Annotated in this window: 15 protein-coding genes and 1 tRNA gene; 10 read left to right on the forward strand and 6 right to left on the reverse strand. The window is 49.0% G+C overall.

The genetic code is table 11. The features are described from left to right. Positions 1–270 precede the first annotated feature (270 nt). The 4 genes from ACJ2PR_RS28400 (at position 271) to ACJ2PR_RS28415 (ending at position 6,560) form a co-directional block, all read left to right on the forward strand. Entirely contained in the window at positions 271–1,275 is a 1,005-nt protein-coding gene (locus tag ACJ2PR_RS28400; protein ID WP_446879488.1) for a nucleoside hydrolase, read from the forward strand. 615 nt (positions 1,276–1,890) lie between these two features. Further along, positions 1,891–3,714, forward strand: coding sequence for a response regulator (locus ACJ2PR_RS28405; protein WP_446879490.1), 1,824 nt, complete (start codon positions 1,891–1,893; stop codon positions 3,712–3,714). Between the two features lie 129 nt (positions 3,715–3,843). Then, complete coding sequence (locus tag ACJ2PR_RS28410; RefSeq protein ID WP_446879492.1) at positions 3,844–5,847, forward strand: PAS domain-containing sensor histidine kinase; 2,004 nt, start codon at positions 3,844–3,846, stop codon at positions 5,845–5,847. 335 nt (positions 5,848–6,182) lie between these two features. Beyond that, positions 6,183–6,560 carry a response regulator gene (locus ACJ2PR_RS28415; RefSeq protein WP_446879493.1) on the forward strand — a complete coding sequence of 126 codons (378 nt, stop codon included), beginning with the start codon at positions 6,183–6,185 and terminating at the stop codon, positions 6,558–6,560. Positions 6,561–7,057: 497 nt separating this feature from the next. Here ACJ2PR_RS28415 and ACJ2PR_RS28420 read toward each other — a convergent pair whose 3' ends face one another. Then, entirely contained in the window at positions 7,058–7,195 is a 138-nt protein-coding gene (locus tag ACJ2PR_RS28420; protein WP_446879494.1) for a hypothetical protein, read from the reverse strand. Here ACJ2PR_RS28420 and ACJ2PR_RS28425 point away from each other — a divergent pair. From ACJ2PR_RS28425 to ACJ2PR_RS28440, 4 genes are all read left to right on the forward strand, one after another. Further along, on the forward strand, positions 7,185–7,739 hold the full coding sequence (locus ACJ2PR_RS28425) for a DUF305 domain-containing protein (RefSeq protein WP_446858094.1): 555 nt from the start codon (positions 7,185–7,187) through the stop codon (positions 7,737–7,739). The two genes, ACJ2PR_RS28420 and ACJ2PR_RS28425, sit on opposite strands and share 11 nt — an antisense overlap. Positions 7,740–7,904: 165 nt before the next feature. Then, a complete protein-coding gene (locus ACJ2PR_RS28430) occupies positions 7,905–9,572 on the forward strand; it encodes an efflux RND transporter periplasmic adaptor subunit (protein ID WP_446879495.1) in 1,668 nt (555 codons plus the stop codon). Positions 9,573–9,579: 7 nt separating this feature from the next. After that, entirely contained in the window at positions 9,580–12,717 is a 3,138-nt protein-coding gene (locus tag ACJ2PR_RS28435) for an efflux RND transporter permease subunit (RefSeq protein WP_446879496.1), read from the forward strand. A gap of 256 nt (positions 12,718–12,973) precedes the next feature. Next, entirely contained in the window at positions 12,974–13,459 is a 486-nt protein-coding gene (locus ACJ2PR_RS28440) for a hypothetical protein (RefSeq protein ID WP_446879497.1), read from the forward strand. Positions 13,460–13,493: 34 nt separating this feature from the next. Here the strand turns inward: ACJ2PR_RS28440 and ACJ2PR_RS28445 are convergent, their stop codons facing one another. Further along, positions 13,494–14,375 (reverse strand): Rpn family recombination-promoting nuclease/putative transposase, encoded by an 882-nt coding sequence (locus tag ACJ2PR_RS28445; RefSeq protein WP_446879499.1) that lies wholly within the window; start codon positions 14,373–14,375, stop codon positions 13,494–13,496. A 211-nt stretch (positions 14,376–14,586) separates the two neighbouring features. Between ACJ2PR_RS28445 and rppA the strand changes: the two genes are divergently transcribed. Further along, on the forward strand, positions 14,587–15,282 hold the full coding sequence (rppA, locus tag ACJ2PR_RS28450; RefSeq protein WP_446858099.1) for a two-component system response regulator RppA: 696 nt from the start codon (positions 14,587–14,589) through the stop codon (positions 15,280–15,282). 53 nt (positions 15,283–15,335) lie between these two features. On the opposite strand, the gene ACJ2PR_RS28455 is transcribed toward rppA, so the two are convergent. After that, complete coding sequence (locus ACJ2PR_RS28455) at positions 15,336–16,508, reverse strand: RNA-guided endonuclease InsQ/TnpB family protein (protein WP_446879500.1); 1,173 nt, start codon at positions 16,506–16,508, stop codon at positions 15,336–15,338. A gap of 107 nt (positions 16,509–16,615) precedes the next feature. On the opposite strand from ACJ2PR_RS28455, the gene rppB reads away from it, so the two are divergent. Further along, positions 16,616–17,971 carry a two-component system sensor histidine kinase RppB gene (gene rppB / locus ACJ2PR_RS28460; protein ID WP_446879501.1) on the forward strand — a complete coding sequence of 452 codons (1,356 nt, stop codon included), beginning with the start codon at positions 16,616–16,618 and terminating at the stop codon, positions 17,969–17,971. 34 nt (positions 17,972–18,005) lie between these two features. Here rppB and ACJ2PR_RS28465 read toward each other — a convergent pair whose 3' ends face one another. From ACJ2PR_RS28465 to ACJ2PR_RS28475, 3 genes are all read right to left on the reverse strand, one after another. Beyond that, complete coding sequence (locus ACJ2PR_RS28465) at positions 18,006–19,169, reverse strand: lipocalin-like domain-containing protein (protein WP_446879502.1); 1,164 nt, start codon at positions 19,167–19,169, stop codon at positions 18,006–18,008. 267 nt (positions 19,170–19,436) lie between these two features. After that, positions 19,437–22,019 carry an ABC transporter permease gene (locus tag ACJ2PR_RS28470; RefSeq protein ID WP_446879503.1) on the reverse strand — a complete coding sequence of 861 codons (2,583 nt, stop codon included), beginning with the start codon at positions 22,017–22,019 and terminating at the stop codon, positions 19,437–19,439. 292 nt (positions 22,020–22,311) lie between these two features. After that, positions 22,312–22,384, reverse strand: a tRNA-Arg gene (locus ACJ2PR_RS28475). Between the last annotated feature and the right edge of the window lie 341 nt (positions 22,385–22,725).

Raw genomic sequence — 22,725 nt, forward strand, 5'->3', positions numbered from 1 at the left:
GATGAGGGATGAGGGATGAGGGATGAGGGATGAGGGATGAGGGATGAGGGATGACTTTGAACTGTAGGAGAACTTACCAGAAATCTTAGTTTTAACTTCTCCAGAATTGGCAGCTTGGGGGGCAGAAGATCTCAACACCGCAGCGAAAAAACTTCCATCGAATTGATGTTGTTTTAGGGTTAGTGAATTGCAAACAGCGGTAGGTGAACTGATTCAAAAGTTTCTGAAAAGCATTCGTTAAATTATTTTATTGAATGGAAGCCATTAATTATGAATTCTTGCGCTAGTATTCCTAAAATTATTCTTGATACCGATCCAGGTGGCGATGATATCTTTGCTTTTTTATGGCTACAAAGCCTGACCAGACAGGGATTTGCTGAAATTATTGCAGTCACCACAACAGCGGGTAACGTCTCTGCTCAAAAGACCTTCTCTAGTGCCTGTCAGATTTTGGAACTGAACGGATTTTCTCACATTGAAGTAGGGCGAGCGACGTTAGACAGCCAATCGATCGGAGATGCGACTCATATTCATGGAAGTGACGGCATGGGCAATTTGTCGAGTACACTTCCTCGTCCCACTCGTGATTATGAGACGGCTCGTAAAGCTGACGATTTGCTAATCGAAAAGCTGACTGCTCAACCTGGAGAGATTACGCTGGTGGCGATCGGCCCCCTGACCAACCTGGCCGCCGCCGAGAAAAAGAGTCCTGGTATTCTGCAAAAAGCCAAAGAAATCGTGATCATGGGCGGCGCATTTTTTTGTCCGGGTAATGTCACGCCTCACGCGGAATTTAACCTCTGGTTTGATCCTCAAGCCGCCGCTGTCGTTTTGGATAGTCGATCGGATCTAGTCATCTTGCCGCTGGATATCACTCGCAATCTGATTTTTACAAGAGAAATGGCCGCAGCGATCGTTCAAACAAATCCAAACACAAATCCAAACAGCCCTCTCGCAAAACTGATCGTCAACCTCTGTGAATTCATGATCAAAACAGCACTGAGCTACCGAGAAACTAATGGAATTTCTGGGTTTTTAGTTCATGATGCAGCCACACTGAGTTATTTGTTTTACCCCGAAACTTTGAGGTTACAGCGCGCAAAAGTATGGGTAGAAACCAAGGGCGAATGGACTCGCGGACAAACCACGATCGACCTGCGACACAATGCCAAACAACCTGCAAACGCCTGGGTCGCCCTACAAGTGGATCAAACCAAGTTTTTTATGAGCTTTGTTGAAGATTTGAAGAGACTCTGGACGTTTTCCCAAGAGTAAGAGATATTTGGGGAAACCAAAAATTACATACAAACGATCGCTGTATCCAGTATCCAACGATGATTAATCTCAGAGGATGCTTGAAAAGTATCAAATCGTTAGGAGATCCTCCCTAGCCCCCCTTAAAAAAGCTGCCGTGTACACACACGTTGATCGATCTGTCATTGCTGAGATCCTTCGCCCCCTAAATCCCCCAAAAATGGGGAACTTTGAGCCGTCGTCATGACTTTGAACTTTGGAAATCTTTCCTTTGTCAAAGTCACCCAGCATGGGGGATTTAGGGGGCTGAAGCCGCCTGAAACGAGGCGATAACGACTTGTGTGTACACGGCAGCTTAAAAAAGGGGAACAATCCGTCAAAGTCCCTTTTGAAGGGGGATTTAGGGGATCGAAACTCTGGAACGTTAGAAGAAACACTTTTCAAACATCCTTTTAGATCAGAGGCAGCTTTTGAGAATCTTGACCCTTGTTCAAATATTCTTCTAAGCTTAGTAAATGTTGTTTTTGGCTAAAGAAGACCCAATAAAATTTCATTTAATAAACAAACATTCAAAAGATTAGATAATTAGTGAGTTTGAGTCATGTTGAAATTGCACGTTTGTCCGATCGTTGAACCATGAAAATCCTTTTAGTAGAGGACGACGAGGAAATGGGTGTATTGCTGTCTGAGTCACTAGCAGCCCATCACTACACCGTTGACCTCGCCTCTGATGGACAATTGGCTCTAGACTTTGCCAACCAGTGGGAATATGACCTGATCTTGCTAGATCTGCTGATTCCCAAACTTGATGGCATTCAATTTTGTCGGCAACTGCGATCGCAAGGCCACCAAACTCCAATTCTGCTACAAACTGCAAAAGATGATCGCGCTCACATTGTCGCTGGGCTAGACGCGGGAGCGGATGACTACCTGATCAAGCCTTACCATTTAGACGAGATGCTGGCGAGAGTGCGGGCGTTGTTGCGTCGAGGGAGAACGGCGATCGCATCCCCCGTTTTGACCTGGGGCACACTGCGGCTTGATCCCAGTTCTGCTCAAGTGACCTATGGCGATCGTCCCGTTTCGCTCACGCCCAAAGAGTACAGTCTGCTCGAATTGTTTTTGCGAAATCCCCAACGAGCTTTTAGTCGCAGTGCCATTATCGATCAACTGTGGTCAATTGATGCTACGCCTAGCGAAGGGGCAGTAACCAATCTAATTAAAGATCTGCGCCAAAAACTAAAAACGGCGGGTATGACAATCGATCTGTTAGAAACAGTCTACGGTCTCGGCTATCGGGTCAGAAAAGATGAAAAAGACAAGACCCAAGAATCTGTTACTGCGCCCTCTGATCAAACTGCTCGCGGTGCCAAATCCCTGAAAAAGGTTAATCAAGTTTTAGAACAGTACAAAGATACATTTATTGAACAGCTTACCGTTTTAGAACAGGCAGAATCGACGCTGCGATCGCGTCCCCTCACCCTTCAACAGCAGCAAATTGCCCGACAAGAAGCCCACAAATTAGCAGGCGGACTGGGCACGTTTGGTTATCCTCAAGGGTCAGACCTGGCCCAGGTAATCGAGCAGTTGCTTCAACAAAAAACGCTTTCATCTACCGAAATTGCTCAACTCGCTCAAAAGATCGCTCAAATCAAACAACAACTAACTCAATCCCCTGCGACAACACTGTTAGAAACATCTGTTAGAACTCAAGTGATCGTGATTGATCACACCGAAGATCTCATTCGAGAATTACAAATAGGAATGTCAGTCTGGGGAATTCAAATCACAGTCGTCACAGCGCGATCGCAGGATCAACAACGCATTCTCGACGCTTCTCCAGATGTAATCTTGCTCAATCTCAACCTGCCTGAAGTGAATAGTAAAACGCTGCTGCAAGACTTAAAAGTACAGTTTCCGACGATTCCGATTTTGGTATTTGCAACACAAGACAGCCTCGACGATCGGGTGGCCGTGGCTCGATTGGGGGCGCAAGGCTTTTTGTGTCAACCGACGGCCAAACAGATTTTTGAAGCGATCGAGCAGGCGTTGCCCGCGCAGTCTGTGACCGCTAGAGTCATGGTTGTAGATGACGATGCCACGATGTTAGAGCTTTTTAGAACGCTATTACAGCCGTGGGGGTTTCAAATTATCAGTTTGCAAGATCCCCAACAGTTTTGGCAGGTGTTGACGACAACCGCTCCTGATTTGCTGATTCTCGATTTGGAGATGCCTACGTTTAGCGGGGTTGATTTGTGTCAGGTGGTGCGCCAAGATGCCGTATGGGGAGACTTACCGATTTTGGTGGTGACGGCTCATCGCGAGATTGAATCTATTCAAAAGGTGTTTGCTGCGGGAGCCGATGACTTTATCTGTAAACCGATCGTTGGCCCCGAACTGGTGACTCGTGTCATCAGCCGCATCGATCGTCATCCCAGAAGAAATAAAAGCAGAGAATAGAACTGAACTAATATTGTGAATTAATATCAAAATGATAACTAATCAAATAGCGGACAAACAAAAATAGACCGCTCCAGTTACAGATGAGTTAATGCTAAACTCACTGAGCTAAATCACCCTCTCACTCTAATGGCAACGCGAATGCAAACAGCTTTTCGGGACTTATCCATTAGCGAACAACAACTGCAACAAATTCTAGAAGCGTTGCCGATCGGGGTTTCTGTCCATTCGCCAGATGGGTCAATTCTCTACCTCAACTCAACGGGAGAAAGCATTTTAGGTAGACAGATTGTTCCGGAGGGCACGGCTCAATTTTTATCCACTGTCTACGGACTCCATCGGGGTGATCACCTCTATCCGACCGCCGAACTTCCTGCCCTCCGTGCCCTCACAGGTGAATTTGTAGTCATCGACGACCTGGAACTTCATCAACCTGGTGGCAAAATCATTCCTTTGGAAGTGCGATCGATTCCCATTTTTGACGATCAAGGGATGGTAATTTGCTCGGTCAATACGTTTCAAGACATCACGCAACGCAAAGCAGCCGAGGCGGTTTTGGCTGGCTACAATCGAGCGCTAGAAACTCAAGTGAGCGATCGCACGATCGAGCTTGCCCAACTCAACGATCAACTGTCTCAAGAAATTCTCGACCACCAACAAACCGAACAAATCCTGCGCCAAGAACGAGACTTTAGCAATACGTTGATTCAGACTTCGCCCGCTTTTTATGTCGCGATCGATGCCGCAGGTAAAACGCTGCTGATGAATGAGCAGATGCTCAAAGCGCTGGGCTACCAGGTTGAGGAGGTGATCGGCACTGACTACCTGACGACGTTTATTCCTGAAAGCGATCGCGCCAAGCTGGGTCAGATTTTTGCTCAACAGGTCAATCTCAAACAAAGCACCGTCAGCGAAAACTACGTCCGAACCAAGTCTGGCGATCTGCTGCTGGTCGAGTGGCGAGGAACTCCGGTTCTCAAAACAGACGGCAGCTTAAATTTTTTCTTTGGCATTGGCATCGACATCACAGAACGCAAACGAGCCGAAGAGATTTTGCGGGAAAGTGAAGAACGGTTTCGTGGTGCCTTTGACGACGCAGGGATTGGCATGTCCTTGACCTCGCTAACGGGGCAATTTCTCAAAGTCAACCGTTCTCTTTGCACACTATTAGACTACTCAGAAGCGGAACTGTTGGAGCTACGCTTTCAAGACATCACTCACCCTGACGACCTGGATGCAGACCTGTCTCTACTCGATCGCATGTTGGCCGGAGAAGGAGGCAATTTCGCCATCGAAAAACGCTACCTCAACAAGCGCGGCGAGTCGATTTGGGTGCTAGTCACGGTTTCTGCAATCCGAGATTCGCAAGATGAGCCACTTTATTGCATTTGTCAGGTGCAAGACATTCGAGAGCGGCGAGAAGTCGATCGCTTAAAAGATGAATTTATCTCGATCGTCAGCCACGAATTGAGAACGCCTTTGACAGCCATTCGCGGATCTCTGGGACTGATGGCCACAGGCATCTATGACGACAAACCCGACAAAGCAAAACGCATGATCGAAATCGCTCTGGCTGACAGCGATCGCCTGTCTCGTCTGGTCAATGATATTCTCGATTTAGAACGATTGGACTCTGGCAAAGTCGAGCTTGTGATGGAAGTGTGCGATGTGTTTGACTTGATGCTGAGAGCCGTAGAGGGCGTGCAGGCGATCGCTGAGTCAGCTTCTATTACGCTTTGTGCTACGCCGCTTTTGGCTCAAGTTTGGGCGGCTCCCGATGCGATTCTGCAAACCCTGACCAACCTTCTCAGCAACGCGATCAAATTCTCCCCTGCCAATGGCACCGTCTGGCTCAATGCTGAAAAGCTTCTCTCTGAGGCTCAAAGTCCAGCTATCCGCTTTGAAGTGATCGATCAAGGACGGGGCATTCCGATCGACAAACTAGAAATGATCTTCGATCGGTTTCAGCAGGTTGATCTCTCAGACTCGCGGCAAAAAGGCGGCACTGGTCTGGGGTTGTCGATTTGTCGCAGCATTGTCGAGCAACACGGTGGCAAAATTTGGGCAGAAAGTTCGCTTAATCCCCCAACTGGCAGCCGCTTTTATTTCACATTGTCTATTCCAAGCCTATAGCTATCCTGTTTGAGTTATGAGAAGTCGATCGTTCGTGTTTAGTTGTTAATCAAAGGCTAAGAACTCATGACTCAGAACTCACCCTTTGAAGATTTTTACAATTGATTCAGCATTGCTATAGCAATCCCACATCACTCGTGAAATGCAGCATTGATCGTGCCCCCTAAATCCCCCAACTTGGGGGACTTTGAGCCGAGAGACTTCCTAGATTTCAAGACCCATTCCCCAGTTTCAAAGTCCCCCAGACTGGGGGATTTAGGGGGCGAAGCGGACTGGAACGGAGCGACAAAAATCTGTACAAAAATCTGTTCATGACTCATTTAGGATTGCTATATATGACTCGACGCATCTTAATTATTGACGACGAAGAACGCATTCGAGAAGTGGTAAGAGCCTGCTTAGAGGATTTGGGCGGCTGGCAGACCACGATCGCTGCATCGGGCCAAGAAGCACTGACCCAAAGCGCAGCCTACCCGATCGACGCAATTTTGCTCGATGTCTCAATGCCCGACATGGATGGCTATCAACTGTTTGCCATGCTTCAAAAAGATGCGACAACTAAAGCTATTCCGGTTATCTTGTTAACGGCTAAAGTGCTGCCTGACGATCGCCAACGATTTGCTCAAATGGGCGTAGCAGGCGTGATCAGTAAACCGTTTAATCCAGTGACGATTTGCGATCGGGTAGCGGCAATTCTCAACTGGACAGACTAGAACTTCCTCCAGATAAACTAATGAATCGGCGCTCACGACAAATTGAACTCTATTAAAGATCGCTCAATTTAATATCCAAACAACACCCGAAGTTTCTTAGCTTATTGAACTTTTTGAGATTTGGCATATCAATCTCTGAGTATTCATTAAAAGTGTTCATTAAAAAACGGTGCGATTGACTTTTGTGGAGTTGATCAGTCAAGCAGCAGTTTTAATGGTGTCTATGTCGATCTCAATCTAAAGAAAGCAACGCTCGATCGCGTTCCTCTATTCATAGGCGTAGAGAATCATCCTTTCTAGGTAGATTCATTTCACGCTGATTTTATTTTTAAATGGTTTCCTATTGAGTAGGGATGCCACTAACCTTCAAGGCCTTGACTCTCCAGCTTGGTAGAGAGTTGAGAATGAAACTGTTCCATAGCTCACTGATCACTAAATATGAAATCCTTACTCTTCAAAGTTAAATTTTTAGACCGTGAACTGAACGTGATCGCAACTCAAGCGTCGATCAGAATGGTCGCGATCGCTTCGCTGCCCTTCGTATTCGGGGTTCTGACGGCTTGTTCAACGCCTTCACCAAATTCATCTGCAAATCCTGCAACTAGCGCTCCAGCCGCCAACACAATGCCTAGCATGAATCACGGCATGGATCACGGCAAGATGAACCACAACCTGATGGATTTAGGCCCTGCCGATGCTAATTTTGATTTGCGCTTTGTCGATGCCATGACTCCGCATCACCAAGGAGCCGTCGAAATGGCAAAAGAAGCCCAGCAGAAATCAAAGCGCCCAGAAATCAAAAAGCTGGCAGCCGATATTATCAAAGCACAAGACAAAGAAATCGCTCAGATGAAGCAATGGCGGCAAGCCTGGTATCCCAAAGCAGAAAGTACTCCAATGGCGTATGACTCCAAAATGGGGAAAATGATGCCGATGTCGTCTGACCAGATGAAAGGCATGATGATGAACATGGATTTGGGAGCCAGTGACGATCAGTTTGATTTGCGCTTTATTAATGCGATGATTCCCCACCATGAAGGCGCAGTGATGATGGCAAACGATGCATTGAGTAAAACTAAACGTCCAGAAATTAAACAACTTGCTCAAGAGATGGTCTCTTCTCAACAAGCAGAAATTGCTCAGATGCAGCAGTGGCGCAAAGCTTGGTACAACCAGTAGTCAGCCTAAGAGCATGGTTTAAAGGTAATCATTCATCGCCTCCCTCACAGGCGGATGACAACCGAAACAAAGAGACTCTTTACTACTTTTAGAACGAACATCCTCTAAGCCTGATTCAGCCCTTTGGGTTAACGCTGGACGATTTCATCATCAAGGAACTTCTCAATGGCTCATCTATCTCAGCACGCTCATCGCCTCAAAACTGTCCGCTCTGTTTCTGGAACGCTTCTCGGCTTGCTGCTGTTGGCGGCTCCTGTTCATAAATTGTTGGCTCACGGCGGACATGGCGATGAGTTTCAAGGCGGCAGCCAGCCAGCGCAATCTGCGGGTGCGATTCAGGTGGATGCAGAAACGGCAAACCGGATGGGATTGAAGGTGGAGCCTGTGAGCCGTCAGCAACTGGCATTTGGGGTGAAAGCGACCGGGCAAATCGAAACGCTGCCCAATCAACAAGTCCAAGTGACGACTCCAGTCACAGGAACCGTGCTTCGACTGTTTGCGAAACCTGGCGATCGCGTCAACCTGGGTCAACCGATCGCCTTGATGACGAGTCCAGAGTTGGCAGAGCTTCGGACTACGGCACTCGATCGAGGCACTGAAGCCACCTCAGCCGTTCAACACGCAGAAGCCGATCTGCGATTAGCTCAGAAAACCTATGCCCAACAGCAAAAAATTGCAGAAGCAGAGATTCGACAGGCCCAAACCGAATTAGGCTTCTCGCAAGAACGCTACGATCGAGATCTCGAACTCACCAAAACTGGGGCACTCCCTCGCCGCACTGCGCTCGAATCTCAGACCAAACTCGCTAAGGCGAAAGCTGCATTTGCCAAAGCTCAAAGCCGTTTATCCGTTTCTGAAGCGGAGGCACAACTACAACGCGCTCAGTCTGCGGTAGAAATGGCACAGTCCAAAGTGCAACTGAGTGGACAAACCTACCAAACTCGCCTGCGACAATTAGGCGCGACTGCCAACGAGGACGGCACGATTACGGTAATGGCTCCGATTTCAGGCATCGTTGTCGATCGCGAAACGACGATCGGAGAATCGGGGCAAGATGCGGGCAAACAGATCATGACGATCGTGAATGGCAATCGTGTTCAAATTGCTGCCAACATCTACGAGAAAGATCTGAGCAAAATTCAAGTTGGGCAACGAGTCCAGGTTAAGGTGAATGGCTTGCCAAATCGGTCGTTTACGGGGCGTATCGGCACGATCGGCGCAACTGTTGAGGGAGAGAGCCGCATTGTTCCTGTAAAAGCTGAAATCGAGAACTCAGATGGCGCACTCAAACCAGGAATGTTCTCTGAGTTAGAAGTATTGACCGATCAAACACCCGTTGCAGTGTTGGCTGTTCCGGCTTCCGCGATCGTACAAACCAACGACAAGAAGACCGTCGTTTTTGTGCAAAACGGCACTGCCTTTCAACCCACTGAAGTTAGTCTAGGTCAGCGTTCTGGCGATTTTGTTGAGATCAAAAATGGTGTCTTTGATGGAGATCGGATCGTGACTCAGAGAGCCAGTCAACTTTATGCTCAATCTCTACGCAGTGGCACGAAAGCTGGAGATCATCCGACAGATCCCACTCAAGCTGTGACCCAAACTGGATTCTCGCTACCCTGGTGGGTCATGCTGCCCTTGGGAAGTGCGATCGCAGGCGGAATATTTTGGGCAGGAACCTACTGGGCAGGTCGCCGTAGTCGAGTTGCTCCGGGTCTGATCAAAGACTCCCGCTTTTATGACGCTGAAATACATTTTGACCGCGCTCATTCGCCAAACAGTCAGCATTCCACTGGAGCCATCGAAGAACAACCAGACTCTACTCGCCCTCGTTAAGTAAATTATGCTCAGTTCGATAATTAAGTGGTCGATCGCGCGGCGTTGGCTCGTTGTCTTAGGTGCCCTCATTCTCACGGTCTGGATTTTTCTCACGATTATTAAGATGCCGCTGGATGTGTTTCCAGCGTTTGCCCCGCCCCAGGTTGAAATTCAAGTTGAAGCGCCAGGACTTGCGCCAGAAGAAGTCGAATCGCTGGTGACATTGCCGATCGAGAGTGCGCTGAATGGAACTCCGGGGGTCAGTGTGGTTCGCTCTTCGAGTGCGGCAAGTATTTCGGTTGTGAGAGTTGTCTTTGACTGGGGAGCCAACATCTATCAAGCGAGGCAGCTTGTCACCGAGCGATTGCAGTCTGCTCAAAATCGACTGCCAGAAGGTGTCGAACCCCCACAGATTGCTCCGATTAGCTCCCCGATCGGGACGATTCTCAGCTATTCTTTCACCTCCAAAACCACAGACTTAATGGAGGTGCGCCGCATTGTTGATTGGCAAGTTACCAACCGTTTGTTAGCCGTCCCAGGCGTGACGCAAGTGATCGCGTTTGGTGGCGATGTGCGGCAATATCAAGTCTTGGTTGCACCAGAGAAACTGAAAGCCTTCAACGTCTCTTTACAGGATGTATCGGAAGCCGTTGCCGCTGCCAATGTGAATGCTCCTGGTGGTTATTTGGTGACTCCCGATCGAGAAAAGCTAATTCGAGGAATTGGACGCATCGAAGACATTGAAGCCCTCAAAGAATCTGCGATCGCAACCCGAAACGGAACGCCAATCAGAATTACCGAAGTTGCAGAAGTCAAATTAGGAGCGGCAGTCAAACGCGGGGATGCCAGCCTCAATACTCAAAAAGCGGTTGCGATCGTTATCAACAAACAACCTCAAGCCGATACGCCAACCGTAACTCGTGCGGTTGAAGCCGCCATGCAGGAAGTTAAAGCAGGCTTACCCAAAGATATTGAAATCACCCCGACCTTTCGCCAAGAAACCTATATCGATGCCTCGATCGAGAACGTTCGCAGTGCGTTAGTCGAAGGCAGTCTCATCGTCGCCATTATTCTGATTCCGTTTCTGATGAATTGGCGCAATCTGGCGGTGTGTCTAACTGCTCTGCCGCTTTCATTACTAGTTGGCGTGCTGGCGCTCAATTGGCTAGGACAGGGACTCAACACCATGACCTTGGGCGGGTTGGCGGTGGCGATCGGGTCTGCGGTGGATGATGCGATCGTAGATGCCGAAAATGTTTACCGCTGCTTACGAGAGAATAAATATTCGCCGAATCCGCGTCCGGTTTTAGCGGTGGTGTTTGAAGGCTGCCAAGAAGTGCGAGATTCAGTGTTTGGAGCCACGATCATTACGGTGGTGGTTTTTGCACCGATTTTTGCGCTAACGGGCGTGGAAGGCAGCATTTTTACGCCGATGGGAGTGGGGTATTTAGCAGCAGTACTGGCTTCTAGCGTGATTGCCTTGACGGTAACGCCTGCCCTCTGTGCCATTCTGCTGCCTCATGGTCGCCTTCCTGAACGCGAACCCTGGGTCGCCCGTTTTTTTAAGCGGCTTTACTATCCGTTGCTCAGACTTTCGATGCGTCGATCGACTCTGATTTTAGGGGGTGCTGCGGCAAGTCTGGTGATTGCTGCGATCGCAGTGCCTTCGTTTGGTCGAGTCTTTCTCCCAGAGTTTCAAGAGCGATCGCTGGTCAACACGCTTTTGCTTTACCCAGGTTCCTCTCTAGAAGCCACCAACAGCGCAGCGTCTGTACTAGAACACAAGCTCAAAGGCGATCCCAGCATTCAATCGATTCAGGTTCGGTCTGGACGGGCAGCGGGTGATGCGGATGCGGCAGGCGTTAATTTAACTCATCTTGACGTGGAGTTGAGTGAGGAGGGTATGAAAAACCGTAGAGCAACGGTTGAACGGGTGCGTGCAGAATTCGGTAAGGTGCCGGGAGCCGCGCCCAACGTAGGAGGCTTTATTTCTCATCGGATGGATGAAGTGCTGTCGGGTGTCAGAAGCGCGATCGCGGTCAAAATATTTGGTTCTGACTTAGAACAACTGCGATCGCTCGGACAGCAAGTAAACCAGGTGATGCAATCGGTTGAAGGCGTGATCGATTTGCAGCTTGAACCTCAAGTTCCTGTTGAGCAAGTTCAAATTGAGTTTAATCGATCGGCAGCGGCTCGCTACGGGTTAACGGTGGGGCAACTTTCAGAAACGATTGAAACGGCTCTAAACGGACGAGTGGTTTCTCAAGTCTTAGAACAACAGCAAACCTTTGATCTCGTCGTGTGGCTAACACCAGAGGCTAGACAGAGCTTAGAGACGATCGGTAATCTTCTAGTAGATACGCCGAATGGCAACAAAATTCCTTTAGCGCAAGTCGCAACCATTCGCGAGGGAACAGGGCCAAACACAATTAATCGTGAAAATGTCTCTCGCTTGATCGTGATTGCGGCGAATGCAGAAGGAAGAGCGTTACGCGCTGTAGTGAACGATATTCAGGCAAGAGTAAAGCAACAGATTCAAATTCCACCCGGTTATTACATCCAATACGCTGGACAATTTGAGGCGGCAGAGCGAGCCACTCAGAATCTTTTGATTTTTAGCGCGATCGCATTCGTCGTGATCACCGTAATCATGTATTTATCTGTGAAATCGATTCCTTCTACGGCTGCCATTATGATCAACTTACCATTGGCGCTGGTTGGAGGAGTGATTGCGGTTGCATTGACGGGAGGAATTTTGTCGATCGCGTCTCTCGTTGGTTTCGTCACCCTATTTGGCGTTGCCACTCGCAACGGACTTTTGTTAGTCGATAACTACAATGCAAAGTTTGCTGAAGGGATGCCGCTCAAAGACCTGTTGATTGAGGGGTCGATGAAGCGACTAAATGCAATTTTGATGACTGCCTTTACGTCTGCATTGGGATTAGCGCCGTTGGTGTTTGTAGGAGGTGCAGGCAAAGAGATTCTTCAGCCGTTGTCGATCGTGGTACTGGGTGGGTTATTTACCTCGACTGCTTTAACTTTATTGGTAATTCCAGCGTTATATGCCCGTTTTGGCAAAGTCCTAATGCCCAAGCAGACTTCTCTTTCTAGAGAAGAGAATCAAGAGGTTGGTTCTGAAAAGGCTGTAGGCTACAAGGCTTGACCAAGTTGGATTCCAGTATTGAAGGAGCTATCTCGGATCGAACTGTTTACCAATATCCATGTTTAATTCAACGTCAGTTCGATGAACGCTTCGCTTTTAGATCCAGGAACGCCCCCTAAATCCCCCACGAGTGAGGGACTTTGAACCAGAATTCCTCTCTTAAAGTCCCCCAAAATTGGCAGCTTGGGGGGCAGAAGCCGTGAACAACGAAGCGGAAAACCTCTTATCGAATTCACGTTAATTCAGGAGCTAACTCATGAAATCTTTCAAGTCTTTCTCGATCGTTTTTGCAAGCTTCGGACTTCTTTTTTTAAGCGCTTGCAGCACTGGCAATCAAACCGCAAATCCGGGGAGCAGTCCCGCGAGTCCGATCGCTTCATCACCTGTCAATGAATCCAAGTCCGCATCGCCCAAAAAGCATTCTGGAGCCAACCAAGGCGGACAGGTCGTTGAGTCAGATAATTATCATTTAGAGTTTGTTCCAGAAAAAGAAGCTGAGGGCACTCATCTGGATTTCTACTTGCAGAAAGGCGACAATCACGAAGCTGTTCCAAATGCAAAAGTCACGGCTCAAGTGCAATTGCCCGATGGAACTCAGAAGTCTTTAGCCATGAAGTACGATGCAGAAGGCAAACACTATAAAGCCCTACTGCCTGGAACGATCGCTGGAGAATACAAAGTTGCCATTTTGACAGACATCGCTGGCGAAAAAGTGAATGGTCGCTTTAGCTTTACCAAGTAGACTCCGACGACAAACCACGATCGAGTGAAATAAGCTACAACGCCTGTTCTAAATCTAGCCAGGTCGTCAAATCTGCGATCGCTGAAAAGTCCAGCAATGCCAATGCTAAGGCTTCGAGTTGGTCGAGACTGAGAGCAGAAATGCGATCGCGCTCTACTTGAGAGAGTTGTCCGACTCGTTGTTCTAGTAATAAAAAGACCAGCGATCGTTCCCCTTCCTGTCGTCCTTCCTGTCGTCCTTCCTGTCGTCCTTCCTGCCGTCCTTCCTGTCGTCCTTCCTGCCGTCCTTCTTCCAAAATGTCCTGATAAATGACTGACTCGCGCATGATGTCCTCCCGAAACAATTGACGAATCAAACCCTTCTCAAATTTTAACCCAGCGAGAATCTGGGTGTACGTAGAAATCTCTTGCCGTTGCGTCGGCTCTAGCTGATTGACCTGCTGTACAACTTGAAGGAGTAGATTTTGGGGCTGTGATGTAGCGGCAAGCGCAGCGAGAGGAAGCAAAGCCGGGTCATTGAGCAGCCGTTCGGGATCTTCTTCCCACAACCGGATCACGCGATAGTCATGACGGGTGGTTGCGGAAACGAAAGCAGTCTCGATCGTCGTTGGATCAGCAGGAGGAAGAAGCAAAACCACAACTTGAGTAATCGGCAGTCGATGGAGACGATGCAGCCGTACCCAGTAGTCCAGCATCCGCAGCGGAAGTGGTGGATTCGATTCGAGCTTGGTTTGAAATTCGAGATGGAGAAGTTGCCCTTGTAGCTGCAAAAAGGTGACGGAATCAGCGCGAATTGGTTCGATGCTAAGTTCGGTTTTGAGCACTTCAACCGCGACTTGAGAGGTGCCAAGTACCCAACTGGCAAAGCGGGCGGGATGTTTTTCGGAAAGCAGTTTGCAGAGATTATCAAACGACATTGGACGGCGGACTCAGTGGTCATAGCTTACCAGAGCGATCGATCTGAGGTTAGAGGCTGTTTGAGAAGCAGTTACAAACATTGAAAGAAGTGTTAGTTTGACTTTAGACAATCTCAGGAAGTTGGGTTGATTCAAACTTATTAACTAGGTGAGGGAAGGATACCTCTATCTTAGAAGTAGTCAAAATTCTGAGTCGATCGAGAAAACTCTCATGCGGATACTGCTCGTCGAAGATGAACCGGATTTGGGGGCTGCAATTCAGCGGGTTTTGAGCCGAGAAAAATACATTGTAGATTGGGTTCAGGATGGTGCAAAAGCTTGGGACTACCTCAATGATCAGCAGGTTCACTATACGCTGGCGATCGTCGATTGGTTACTTCCAGGGCTGTCTGGTATCGAACTTTGTCAACGACTGCGCTCGCAGCACAATTCACTACCCGTCCTGATGCTAACGGCAAAAGACCGCATGGAAGATAAAGTGATGGGATTGGATGCCGGAGCCGATGATTATCTCGTCAAACCTTTTGGCATGGCAGAATTGCGGGCACGACTGAGGGCACTACAGCGCCGATCGCCCCAACTTCAGCCATCCCAACTCCAAGTCGGCGATCTCATGTTGGATTACAGTACTGCCACTGTTTCCACTCAAAGTCTTCAAGCACAACCCCAAGCAATTCCCCTGACCGCTAAAGAATTTCAGCTTTTAGAATATTTTATGCAGCATCCCAACCAGATTCTCACCCGTGACCAATTGATGAATCAAGTTTGGGATCTGCAATCTGATCCCACTAGCAACGTTGTCCCCGCGCAAATTCGCCTTCTCCGCCGCAAGCTCGCCGAGTATGGCTGTGAAGGACTCTTGGAAACTGTTTACGGATTGGGCTATCGCCTCAACGTCACGAGGTAGACACCCAAGATGTTGACATCCTCCCCAGCCTGAAGGCGTGGGGATTCCAAGAATTACTTCTTAGATCTTTCTGCTTCATCGCAACTGCCATCAGACTTATGCCTATCCGGTCTTACGTTCGCTCCACAGACTTTCACCGCAAGCCCTGCGGCGAGTATGTTTTGTGCAGCGTTGATATCCCGGTCATGGTGTGTCCCACATTTGGGGCAGTCCCACTCTCGGATGTTCAACGGCAACTTTTCCACGATGTGCCCACACTTGCCACACCGCTTAGAACTCGGAAACCATCGGTCAATCTTGACAAACGTGCGACCGTACCAATCACACTTGTATTCAAGTTGTCTGACCAATTCGCCCCAGCTTGCATCACTGATCGAAAGGGCAAGTTTCCGGTTCTTGACCATGTTCTTCACCGACATATCCTCAACGGCGATGGTTTGGTTTTCACGCACCAATCGAGTCGTCAACTTGTGAAGAAAATCTTGTCTGGCATCACTGATTTCTTGATGCACCTTGGCAACCTTGAGCCGCGCTTTATAGCGATTGTTCGACCCTTTTTGCTTGCGACTCAACGCTTTTTGAGCCTTCTTGAGCTTGCGGCGTTTTGCGTTAAAGCTTTTGGGGTTGACAATCTTTTCACCATCACTCAAGGCAACCAAGCTGGTTACACCCAAGTCAATCCCGGTTTGATTCGAGGATTGGGGCAATGGCTCAATCTCAACATCGGTCAACAGAGAAACGCTCCACCGACCAGAGGGCGAGAGCTTCACCGTCACAGTGGAAGGGACAACGCCGTCGGGCAATGTTCGACTCCAGCGAACGTTGAGGGGTTCCAGGCACTTTGCCAAAAACAGTTGACCATCCTTCCACTTAAAGGCGGATTTGGTGAACTCTGCACTTCCACCGTTTCGTTTCTTCTTAAAGGTTGGGTATTGTGCCCGTCCTGCAAAGAAGTTCGAGAACGCGGTTTGCAAATGTCTCAATCCCTGCTGCAATGGCACACAGCTAACCTCATTGAGAAAATCCAAGTCTTCTTGTTTTTTCCATTGAGTCAGCATTGCAGAGCTTTCAATGTACCCAATTCGCTTGCTCTCCCCATACCAGGCTTCAGTTCTTGCAGCCAGAGCACGGTTATAGACCAAACGAGTACAGCCCATCGTTCGCCTCAGCAAGGTTTCTTGCTCAGGAGTTGGATAGATTCTGTACTTGAAGGCTTTCTGCGTCATGCCTCACAGTATATCAGTTGTTCTGTGAGAAACGCAGGAGATTGGGGCTGTCGCCCCGTCGCTATCCCTCCCTGTGCTCAAGCAGCAGGGTTTCTCGCGAGGTTCCGATGAACCAAAGCAAACTGTTTAATCGAACACGCTGGCGATTAGCGGGCTGGTACACCGGAGTCATGAGTTTGATTCTCGCGCTGTTTGGAGTGGCTGCTTATCAGTTGTTGACCGAAGCCCAGTGGTACGCTCTGCATCAAGAACTAGAATCTGTAGCGGGAACCCTTCACGATGGTCTAGAGCCAATGCTCAAACAGCCTGGAGTCATTGACGATCGCGCGGCTCAACTCTTGCCAGGATTGTGTTTAACGCCATCAACTTGTTCTGATTCTGAACGATCGTCCACTCAACATCGGCATATTTTAGGAGCCGTGCAGCAAGAAGGTTCCTATGTGCGTTTCTTAACTCAATCTGGACGGCTGATCGCAACGGTTGGACAACAACCCCAGGGGCTGCCAGTCACCCAACAACAAACGCTTTGGCAAACGTTAGAGAATCCTGAAGGCAAACGCTATCATCAGATCGCTTTGCTGCTAAAAAACGATCAGAATCGTCCCTGGGGCTATATGCAGGTGGGTCGATCGCTGCAAGAGTTCGATCGCTATTTAGCAACTCTGCAAGTTATTTTCTGGCTTGGACTGCCGCTCACAATGCTCATAGTCATTGCGGCAAGCTGGTGGCTAGCGGGATTGGCAATGCGACCTGTCTATCAGTCTTATCAACAAATTCAGCAGTTTACAGCGGATGCGGCTCATGAGTTACGAACGCCATTAGCGGCAACAAGCGCAACCATTGAATCGGTTTTAGAACTCGAAGAACTATCAGAAACCGAAGCTCGCAACACACTACAGACGATCGAGCGTCAAAACAATCGCCTTACTCACCTCGTTCAAGATTTGTTGTTGCTCTCTCGAATGGATCTCCAAGTTCTGCCTGTAAAACATCAACCGTGTTGTCTAAATAGCTTGCTGACTGATGTAGTAGACGAATTTAGTGCAATGGCGATGGCGGCTGACATTCTACTCACACTTGAGGTTCGAGTTCGACATTCCATTTATGTATTGGGTAACGAAGAACAACTTTTTCAACTTGTCGCAAACTTACTCACCAATGCCATCCAGTACACTCCTATGGGTGGAACAGTCGCCGTGTCTCTGGATAGTGATTCTACTCAAGCGGTCATTCAAATTCAAGATACAGGGATTGGAATTGCGCCGGAGGATCAGTCTCGCATCTTCGATCGCTTTTATCGAGTTAGCTGCGATCGCTCTCGTCAAACTGGAGGCGCTGGGTTAGGGTTAGCAATTGCCAGCGCGATCGCTCACGCGCATGATAGCGAGTTGCAGGTTCACAGTGTTTTAGAACAAGGCAGCACATTCAGGCTTCGATTAGCGCTAGCAGGCCTTCAAGTGTGAGACGGTGACGCTGTAGCTTCAAAATCTAACTGATTTATTCTCGAACGGAAAGCAGCGAGTCTAAGCGATCGGCGTAGCCTGTTAGTTCTACATAGCCTTTTCCGGTGAGGGGGCGATCGTTTTGCAGTCCTTTAAAGGCAACGGCTCCTTCCCAGTAGGTTGCGGTTTGGGTTTTGAGTTCTTGGTTGGGCATGAGCGGCTGTGCTTGTAGGGTCAAGTTGAGTTTGGGAATGGCGATCGTCCATTTGGCGGGGTAGACTGCTTTGCTGTTGGGGCTTTTCCAGGTGTTTAGGACGTTGACTTGATAGTCTTGGGCGGTTAGGGGAGTGGTTGTGCTGTCAGCCGCGATGAAGGTGCCCGCCGATGTGGGTTCCAGGGTGCCGTCTTCGTGACGCAGCAGGTAAAGCATTAGAGCCGTTCCGTTATCAAACTGCATTGAGAACCAATCCCAGCCCACTGTACCTGCTGCTAACGAACTGGTGGAATATTCGTGATCTTTCCAGGTGATGCCTTTGACGGTAAAGGGCTGTCCTTTGATAGCGATCGTTCCCTCAGTCGGCTGCTGCACCAGAGAATAGTAGTAAGAAGCGTTTCCGGGTTCGAGTCCTTTGATGCTCAAGCCGCGATCGCCCTGCAAGACAGGTGGACGGGTTTGTTCAACCGTTAAATCTAAAGTTACATCCGGAGTTTGAGCTTGAAGCCGAACTTTTCCGGGTGCAATCTCTGTCGCTGACCAATTTTCTAACCAGACGTGATAGGGTGCGACGGCGGCCCCTGCGAGATTGACCCGGCCGCGACTGAAGCGATCGTAAGGGTAAAAAGCCTGTTGAGCCACATCGCTGACGGTGAAATGGGCTGAATAAATTTGATTGCCGCGCCAGTGAGATTGGGAGGATTGAGAGTCGGAGGATGGGGGTGCGATCGCTTGCCGAAAAAAGGTGAGTTGGTAGCCAAACGATCGTCCTTCCTCAGTTTCTAGGTTGCCTGTGTAGTACCACCATTCGGTCTGGTAGTCTTCGTGGGGGCCAAAGTCTTGAGGAAAGTGCCAGTCTTGAGGAGCCGTTGCTTTCTGAAATTTGGACGTGTCAACGGGAGCGTCTTCTAGCCAGGTCAGTTGAGTCGCCTCAGCCGGAAATGGAAACAGAAAAGTGAAGCAGACGCAGATCGATAAACATAAAAGCTTGAATCGCTGGAGCATAAAAACTAAGGTTCCAAATGATTGAATTGAGAGCAGCAAAGTGATGTAAATTCGATGAATCTTTTCGGTTCGGTTTCAGATTTGGGTTGCTCCCTAAATTCCCTACAAGTGAGAGACTTTAAACCAGAACTCTTCTCTTAAAGTCCCCCAGAATTGTGGGGTTGGAGGGCAGAAGACTTCAACAACGAAGCAAAAAAACGAATCAAATTCACATCAAAGTGACCCCTTGCGGGTAACTCGAAGCGATCAGAATAGAGAATATCAACCTCATTCCTGACGAATCGCAGCAGAAATATTCATGCGACCGAGACGAAACGCTGGGTAGATTCCAGCTAACAATGCAGCAATGATTGCGACTAACAATGCTTGCCAAAAATATCGTCCTTCTAGCGCCATTTGCAGCGTCCACCCAAACGATCGCACATTGATCACATAGATGAGAATCCACGCCAACGCATATCCCAATGGCATTGCAAACACACCCGCCATCGTCCCCATTAACCCCGTTTCTAGCAGCATCAAGGCACCCAGTTGGCGCGGAGCCATCCCCGTCGCGCGGAGAATTCCTAGTTCACGAGTGCGTTCAAGTTGCAGACTCATCAACGTGCTGAGAACGCCAATAAAGGCAACGACCACCGCCAACAATCTCAAAGCATCCGTAATCGCAAAGGTACGATCGAAGATTTCTAATGAACCTTGCCGCAAACTGCGATTGGACTGCACCAATAAGCTTTGTTGTCCCTTAAATCGGGTACGAATCGACTCGACGATCGCATCCACCGAGGTATTGGGCGCGACGAATAACCCCAGAGACGCAATGCTGGAGTCGTGCCAGATCGCTTCATATAAATCGTTGTCGAGAATGATCGTGCCGCGATCGGACGAGTAATCATAAAACACCGCTAGAACCGGAAAGGAGCGATCGCCCTCCGGAGTTTGCAGGGTGATCGATTGAGGAGGCTCGGCTAAGTTTTCTCGCAAAATCAGCGCTTCTGAGATGATCACTCCTTGACCTGCATCCAGCGCGTCCCAGGGATCTTTGCCCAAATCTTGGCGAATCCAGGCGTAAGGACGTTTGCCCTGAGAGACATCGCCATCGGCAGAAATCAGCTTGACCTGACGATGAAAATCAACTACCTCAACATCGGCATCGTTGTAGCTGACGGCTTTTTTGATTCCAGGATGAGTTTTGAGGGCAGCAGCCACCAGGGGATCAAGCTTGCCCAAGACGCGATTGGCCGTGGTCGATGGCGGCGACACATAGATATCTGCCTGCAAGGTTTGATCCAACCACTGCACTACGGTTCCGCGAAAGGAACCTACCATAATCGACACGCCGACAATGACAGAGACGGAGACCATGAGAGCCGCGATCGCCACCGAAGTCCGGCTAAGTGAACGCAAAATATCACGCGGGGCTAACCGTCCAATTACGCCCAAAAACTGCTGGCCCACAGGTGAAAAACTCTGCATCGCCAACGTCACCAGCGGCGGAGTTAACAACGCTGCCCCTAATAGAACGGCAAACAGTCCTGCGAACGCTGCGACTAATCCGGCCGATTGCCATTTTAATAACGCAACCCCCAACACAGTCGCCGTAAACCAGGCAAATACCAATGTTGGCAACAGTTTTTGCACTCTTCCTTCGAGGGTCGATCGCTGAAGGGTCAAACTGGGCGGCGTATTCATTGCTTCGATCGCAGGCACCGCAGAGGCAATCAGTGAAGAGACAACCCCGATCGCTAACCCTTTGACGATCGTACTTTGCGCCAGCGTTACTTGTTGAACGGTGACCACAAAATAGAAATCGTTGATTGTCTGAGTGATCAAGCCGACGATACTGCGACCTAACACAATCCCCAACGCTACGCCTAACAGGGAACCGATCGTACTAAAGATTGCTGCCTCACCCAAAATTAACGTGAATAACTGTCCTTGAGTTACGCCAATACATCGCAAGATTCCAAAAATGGGACGACGTTGGATCACACTAAAGGTCACGGTGTTGTAAATCAAAAACATCCCGACGACCAACGCTAACAGACTCAGGGCCGTTAGATTTAATTCAAACGCGGCCGTCATCTGCTGAACTGCATTTTTCTGCGCCTCAGCCGTTTCTAGCTTGAGATCATTGGGCAACAGAGCCGTGATTTTATCTAACTCTTCAGGTTGATCGACGATCAAATCAATCTGATCCAATCGCCCCACCTCTCCCAAAATTTCTTGTGCGGTGGCAATGTCGGCAAACAAAAAGTTACTCAGTGCCCGCCGATTCAGCGAATCATTGGTTTCTAATAACCCAATCACTTGAGCTGATCGCGCCTGTCCTGCTACATCCAAATGCAGCGTATCGCCCAAAGCCACCCCATACTGCATGGCCGTCTCTTTGGAAAGCACGATCGTATTAGGCTGCATCAAAAACTGCGTAAAGCCATTTCCACTGCTGCCAATATCGCTAAAATAAGCCCGAAAAGGAGACTCTGCAAACAAATCAACGCCCACCAACCGCATCGGCTGATCGCCCAATTCACTTGTCCGCACATATCCCTCGACCACAGGCGCAGACGGCAAACTCACCGATCGCTTCACCTGAGCATAAACCGATTCGTCGATGCCAGTGGGGGCGATCGCGACAATCCGATGAGTTGCCCGTCCCGTAATCGCATCCGTCGAAAGTGAAAAGGCGCGTTGAGCGGAGCCGTTGGCCAGGTCGATCGAGACCATCATCGCCACACCCAGAGCAATTCCCAAAACGCAGAGGACATACTGCAAAGGGCGCTGTCTAAGTCGCTGCCACGCCAACCGCCAAAGCGGACGATTAGACACGATCGTGGAGTCTTGGGAATTCATTAATACCATGCCTACTCTGGAGAACCAAGATTCAGAGTAGCAAGTCTATCGATGATTTGTATCTAGCGGCTGAGATTTTCCTCGATCGCCGCCAATCACCATGAATTCGATAAGATAGTTTGCTTTGGATGATAGCGTCGGGTGTCCTCTCGATCGTTTACCGCTGAAGAATTTTGAACCGCGAATCCAATCTAAAAGTCCCCCAGAATTGGGGGGTTGGGGGGCAGAAGTGCCAAACAAAGAGGCGAACAACCTTTATCAGGGTTTCGCTAAATCAATCAAGAGATAATAACGAGCATGGAGGGATTCGAACCCCCGACCCTCAGAACCGGAATCTGATGCTCTATCCACTGAGCTACATGCCCTCTCGTTACTCTGAAATTATATCATCTTAACGTGAATTCGATGGGAGTTTTTCGCTTCGGTCTTCAGCGCTTCTGCCCCCCAACCCCCCAATCTGGGGGACTTTTAGATCATAGTCTTCGTTCAAAGTCCCTCACTCGTGGGGGATTTAGGGGGCTGCCCGGATTTGTAACGGCAGCGAAGGATTTCATCGAATTCACGTCATCTTAAGTCGATCTCGAAGAGATATCTGCTCTAGCACGATCTCGAAGAGATATCTGCTCTAGCACGATCTCGAAGAGATGTCTGCCTGGTTGCCTGACAGAAGTAGGTGAAACCCAACAAACACGAGGAAATTAGTGAA

This window comes from Phormidesmis sp. 146-33, from assembly GCF_052939515.1.

Excerpts from the sequence above, each read along its gene's own strand:
- ACJ2PR_RS28400 (WP_446879488.1), top strand. The coding sequence starts at position 271 with ATGAATTCTTGCGCTAGTATTCCTAAAATTATTCTTGATACCGATCCA.
- ACJ2PR_RS28405 (WP_446879490.1), top strand. The coding sequence starts at position 1,891 with ATGAAAATCCTTTTAGTAGAGGACGACGAGGAAATGGGTGTATTGCTG.
- ACJ2PR_RS28410 (WP_446879492.1), top strand. The coding sequence starts at position 3,844 with ATGGCAACGCGAATGCAAACAGCTTTTCGGGACTTATCCATTAGCGAA.
- ACJ2PR_RS28415 (WP_446879493.1), top strand. The coding sequence starts at position 6,183 with ATGACTCGACGCATCTTAATTATTGACGACGAAGAACGCATTCGAGAA.
- ACJ2PR_RS28425 (WP_446858094.1), top strand. The coding sequence starts at position 7,185 with ATGCCTAGCATGAATCACGGCATGGATCACGGCAAGATGAACCACAAC.
- ACJ2PR_RS28420 (WP_446879494.1), bottom strand. The coding sequence starts at position 7,195 with ATGCTAGGCATTGTGTTGGCGGCTGGAGCGCTAGTTGCAGGATTTGCA.
- ACJ2PR_RS28430 (WP_446879495.1), top strand. The coding sequence starts at position 7,905 with ATGGCTCATCTATCTCAGCACGCTCATCGCCTCAAAACTGTCCGCTCT.
- ACJ2PR_RS28435 (WP_446879496.1), top strand. The coding sequence starts at position 9,580 with ATGCTCAGTTCGATAATTAAGTGGTCGATCGCGCGGCGTTGGCTCGTT.
- ACJ2PR_RS28440 (WP_446879497.1), top strand. The coding sequence starts at position 12,974 with ATGAAATCTTTCAAGTCTTTCTCGATCGTTTTTGCAAGCTTCGGACTT.
- ACJ2PR_RS28445 (WP_446879499.1), bottom strand. The coding sequence starts at position 14,375 with ATGTCGTTTGATAATCTCTGCAAACTGCTTTCCGAAAAACATCCCGCC.
- rppA (WP_446858099.1), top strand. The coding sequence starts at position 14,587 with ATGCGGATACTGCTCGTCGAAGATGAACCGGATTTGGGGGCTGCAATT.
- ACJ2PR_RS28455 (WP_446879500.1), bottom strand. The coding sequence starts at position 16,508 with ATGACGCAGAAAGCCTTCAAGTACAGAATCTATCCAACTCCTGAGCAA.
- rppB (WP_446879501.1), top strand. The coding sequence starts at position 16,616 with ATGAACCAAAGCAAACTGTTTAATCGAACACGCTGGCGATTAGCGGGC.
- ACJ2PR_RS28465 (WP_446879502.1), bottom strand. The coding sequence starts at position 19,169 with ATGCTCCAGCGATTCAAGCTTTTATGTTTATCGATCTGCGTCTGCTTC.
- ACJ2PR_RS28470 (WP_446879503.1), bottom strand. The coding sequence starts at position 22,019 with ATGAATTCCCAAGACTCCACGATCGTGTCTAATCGTCCGCTTTGGCGG.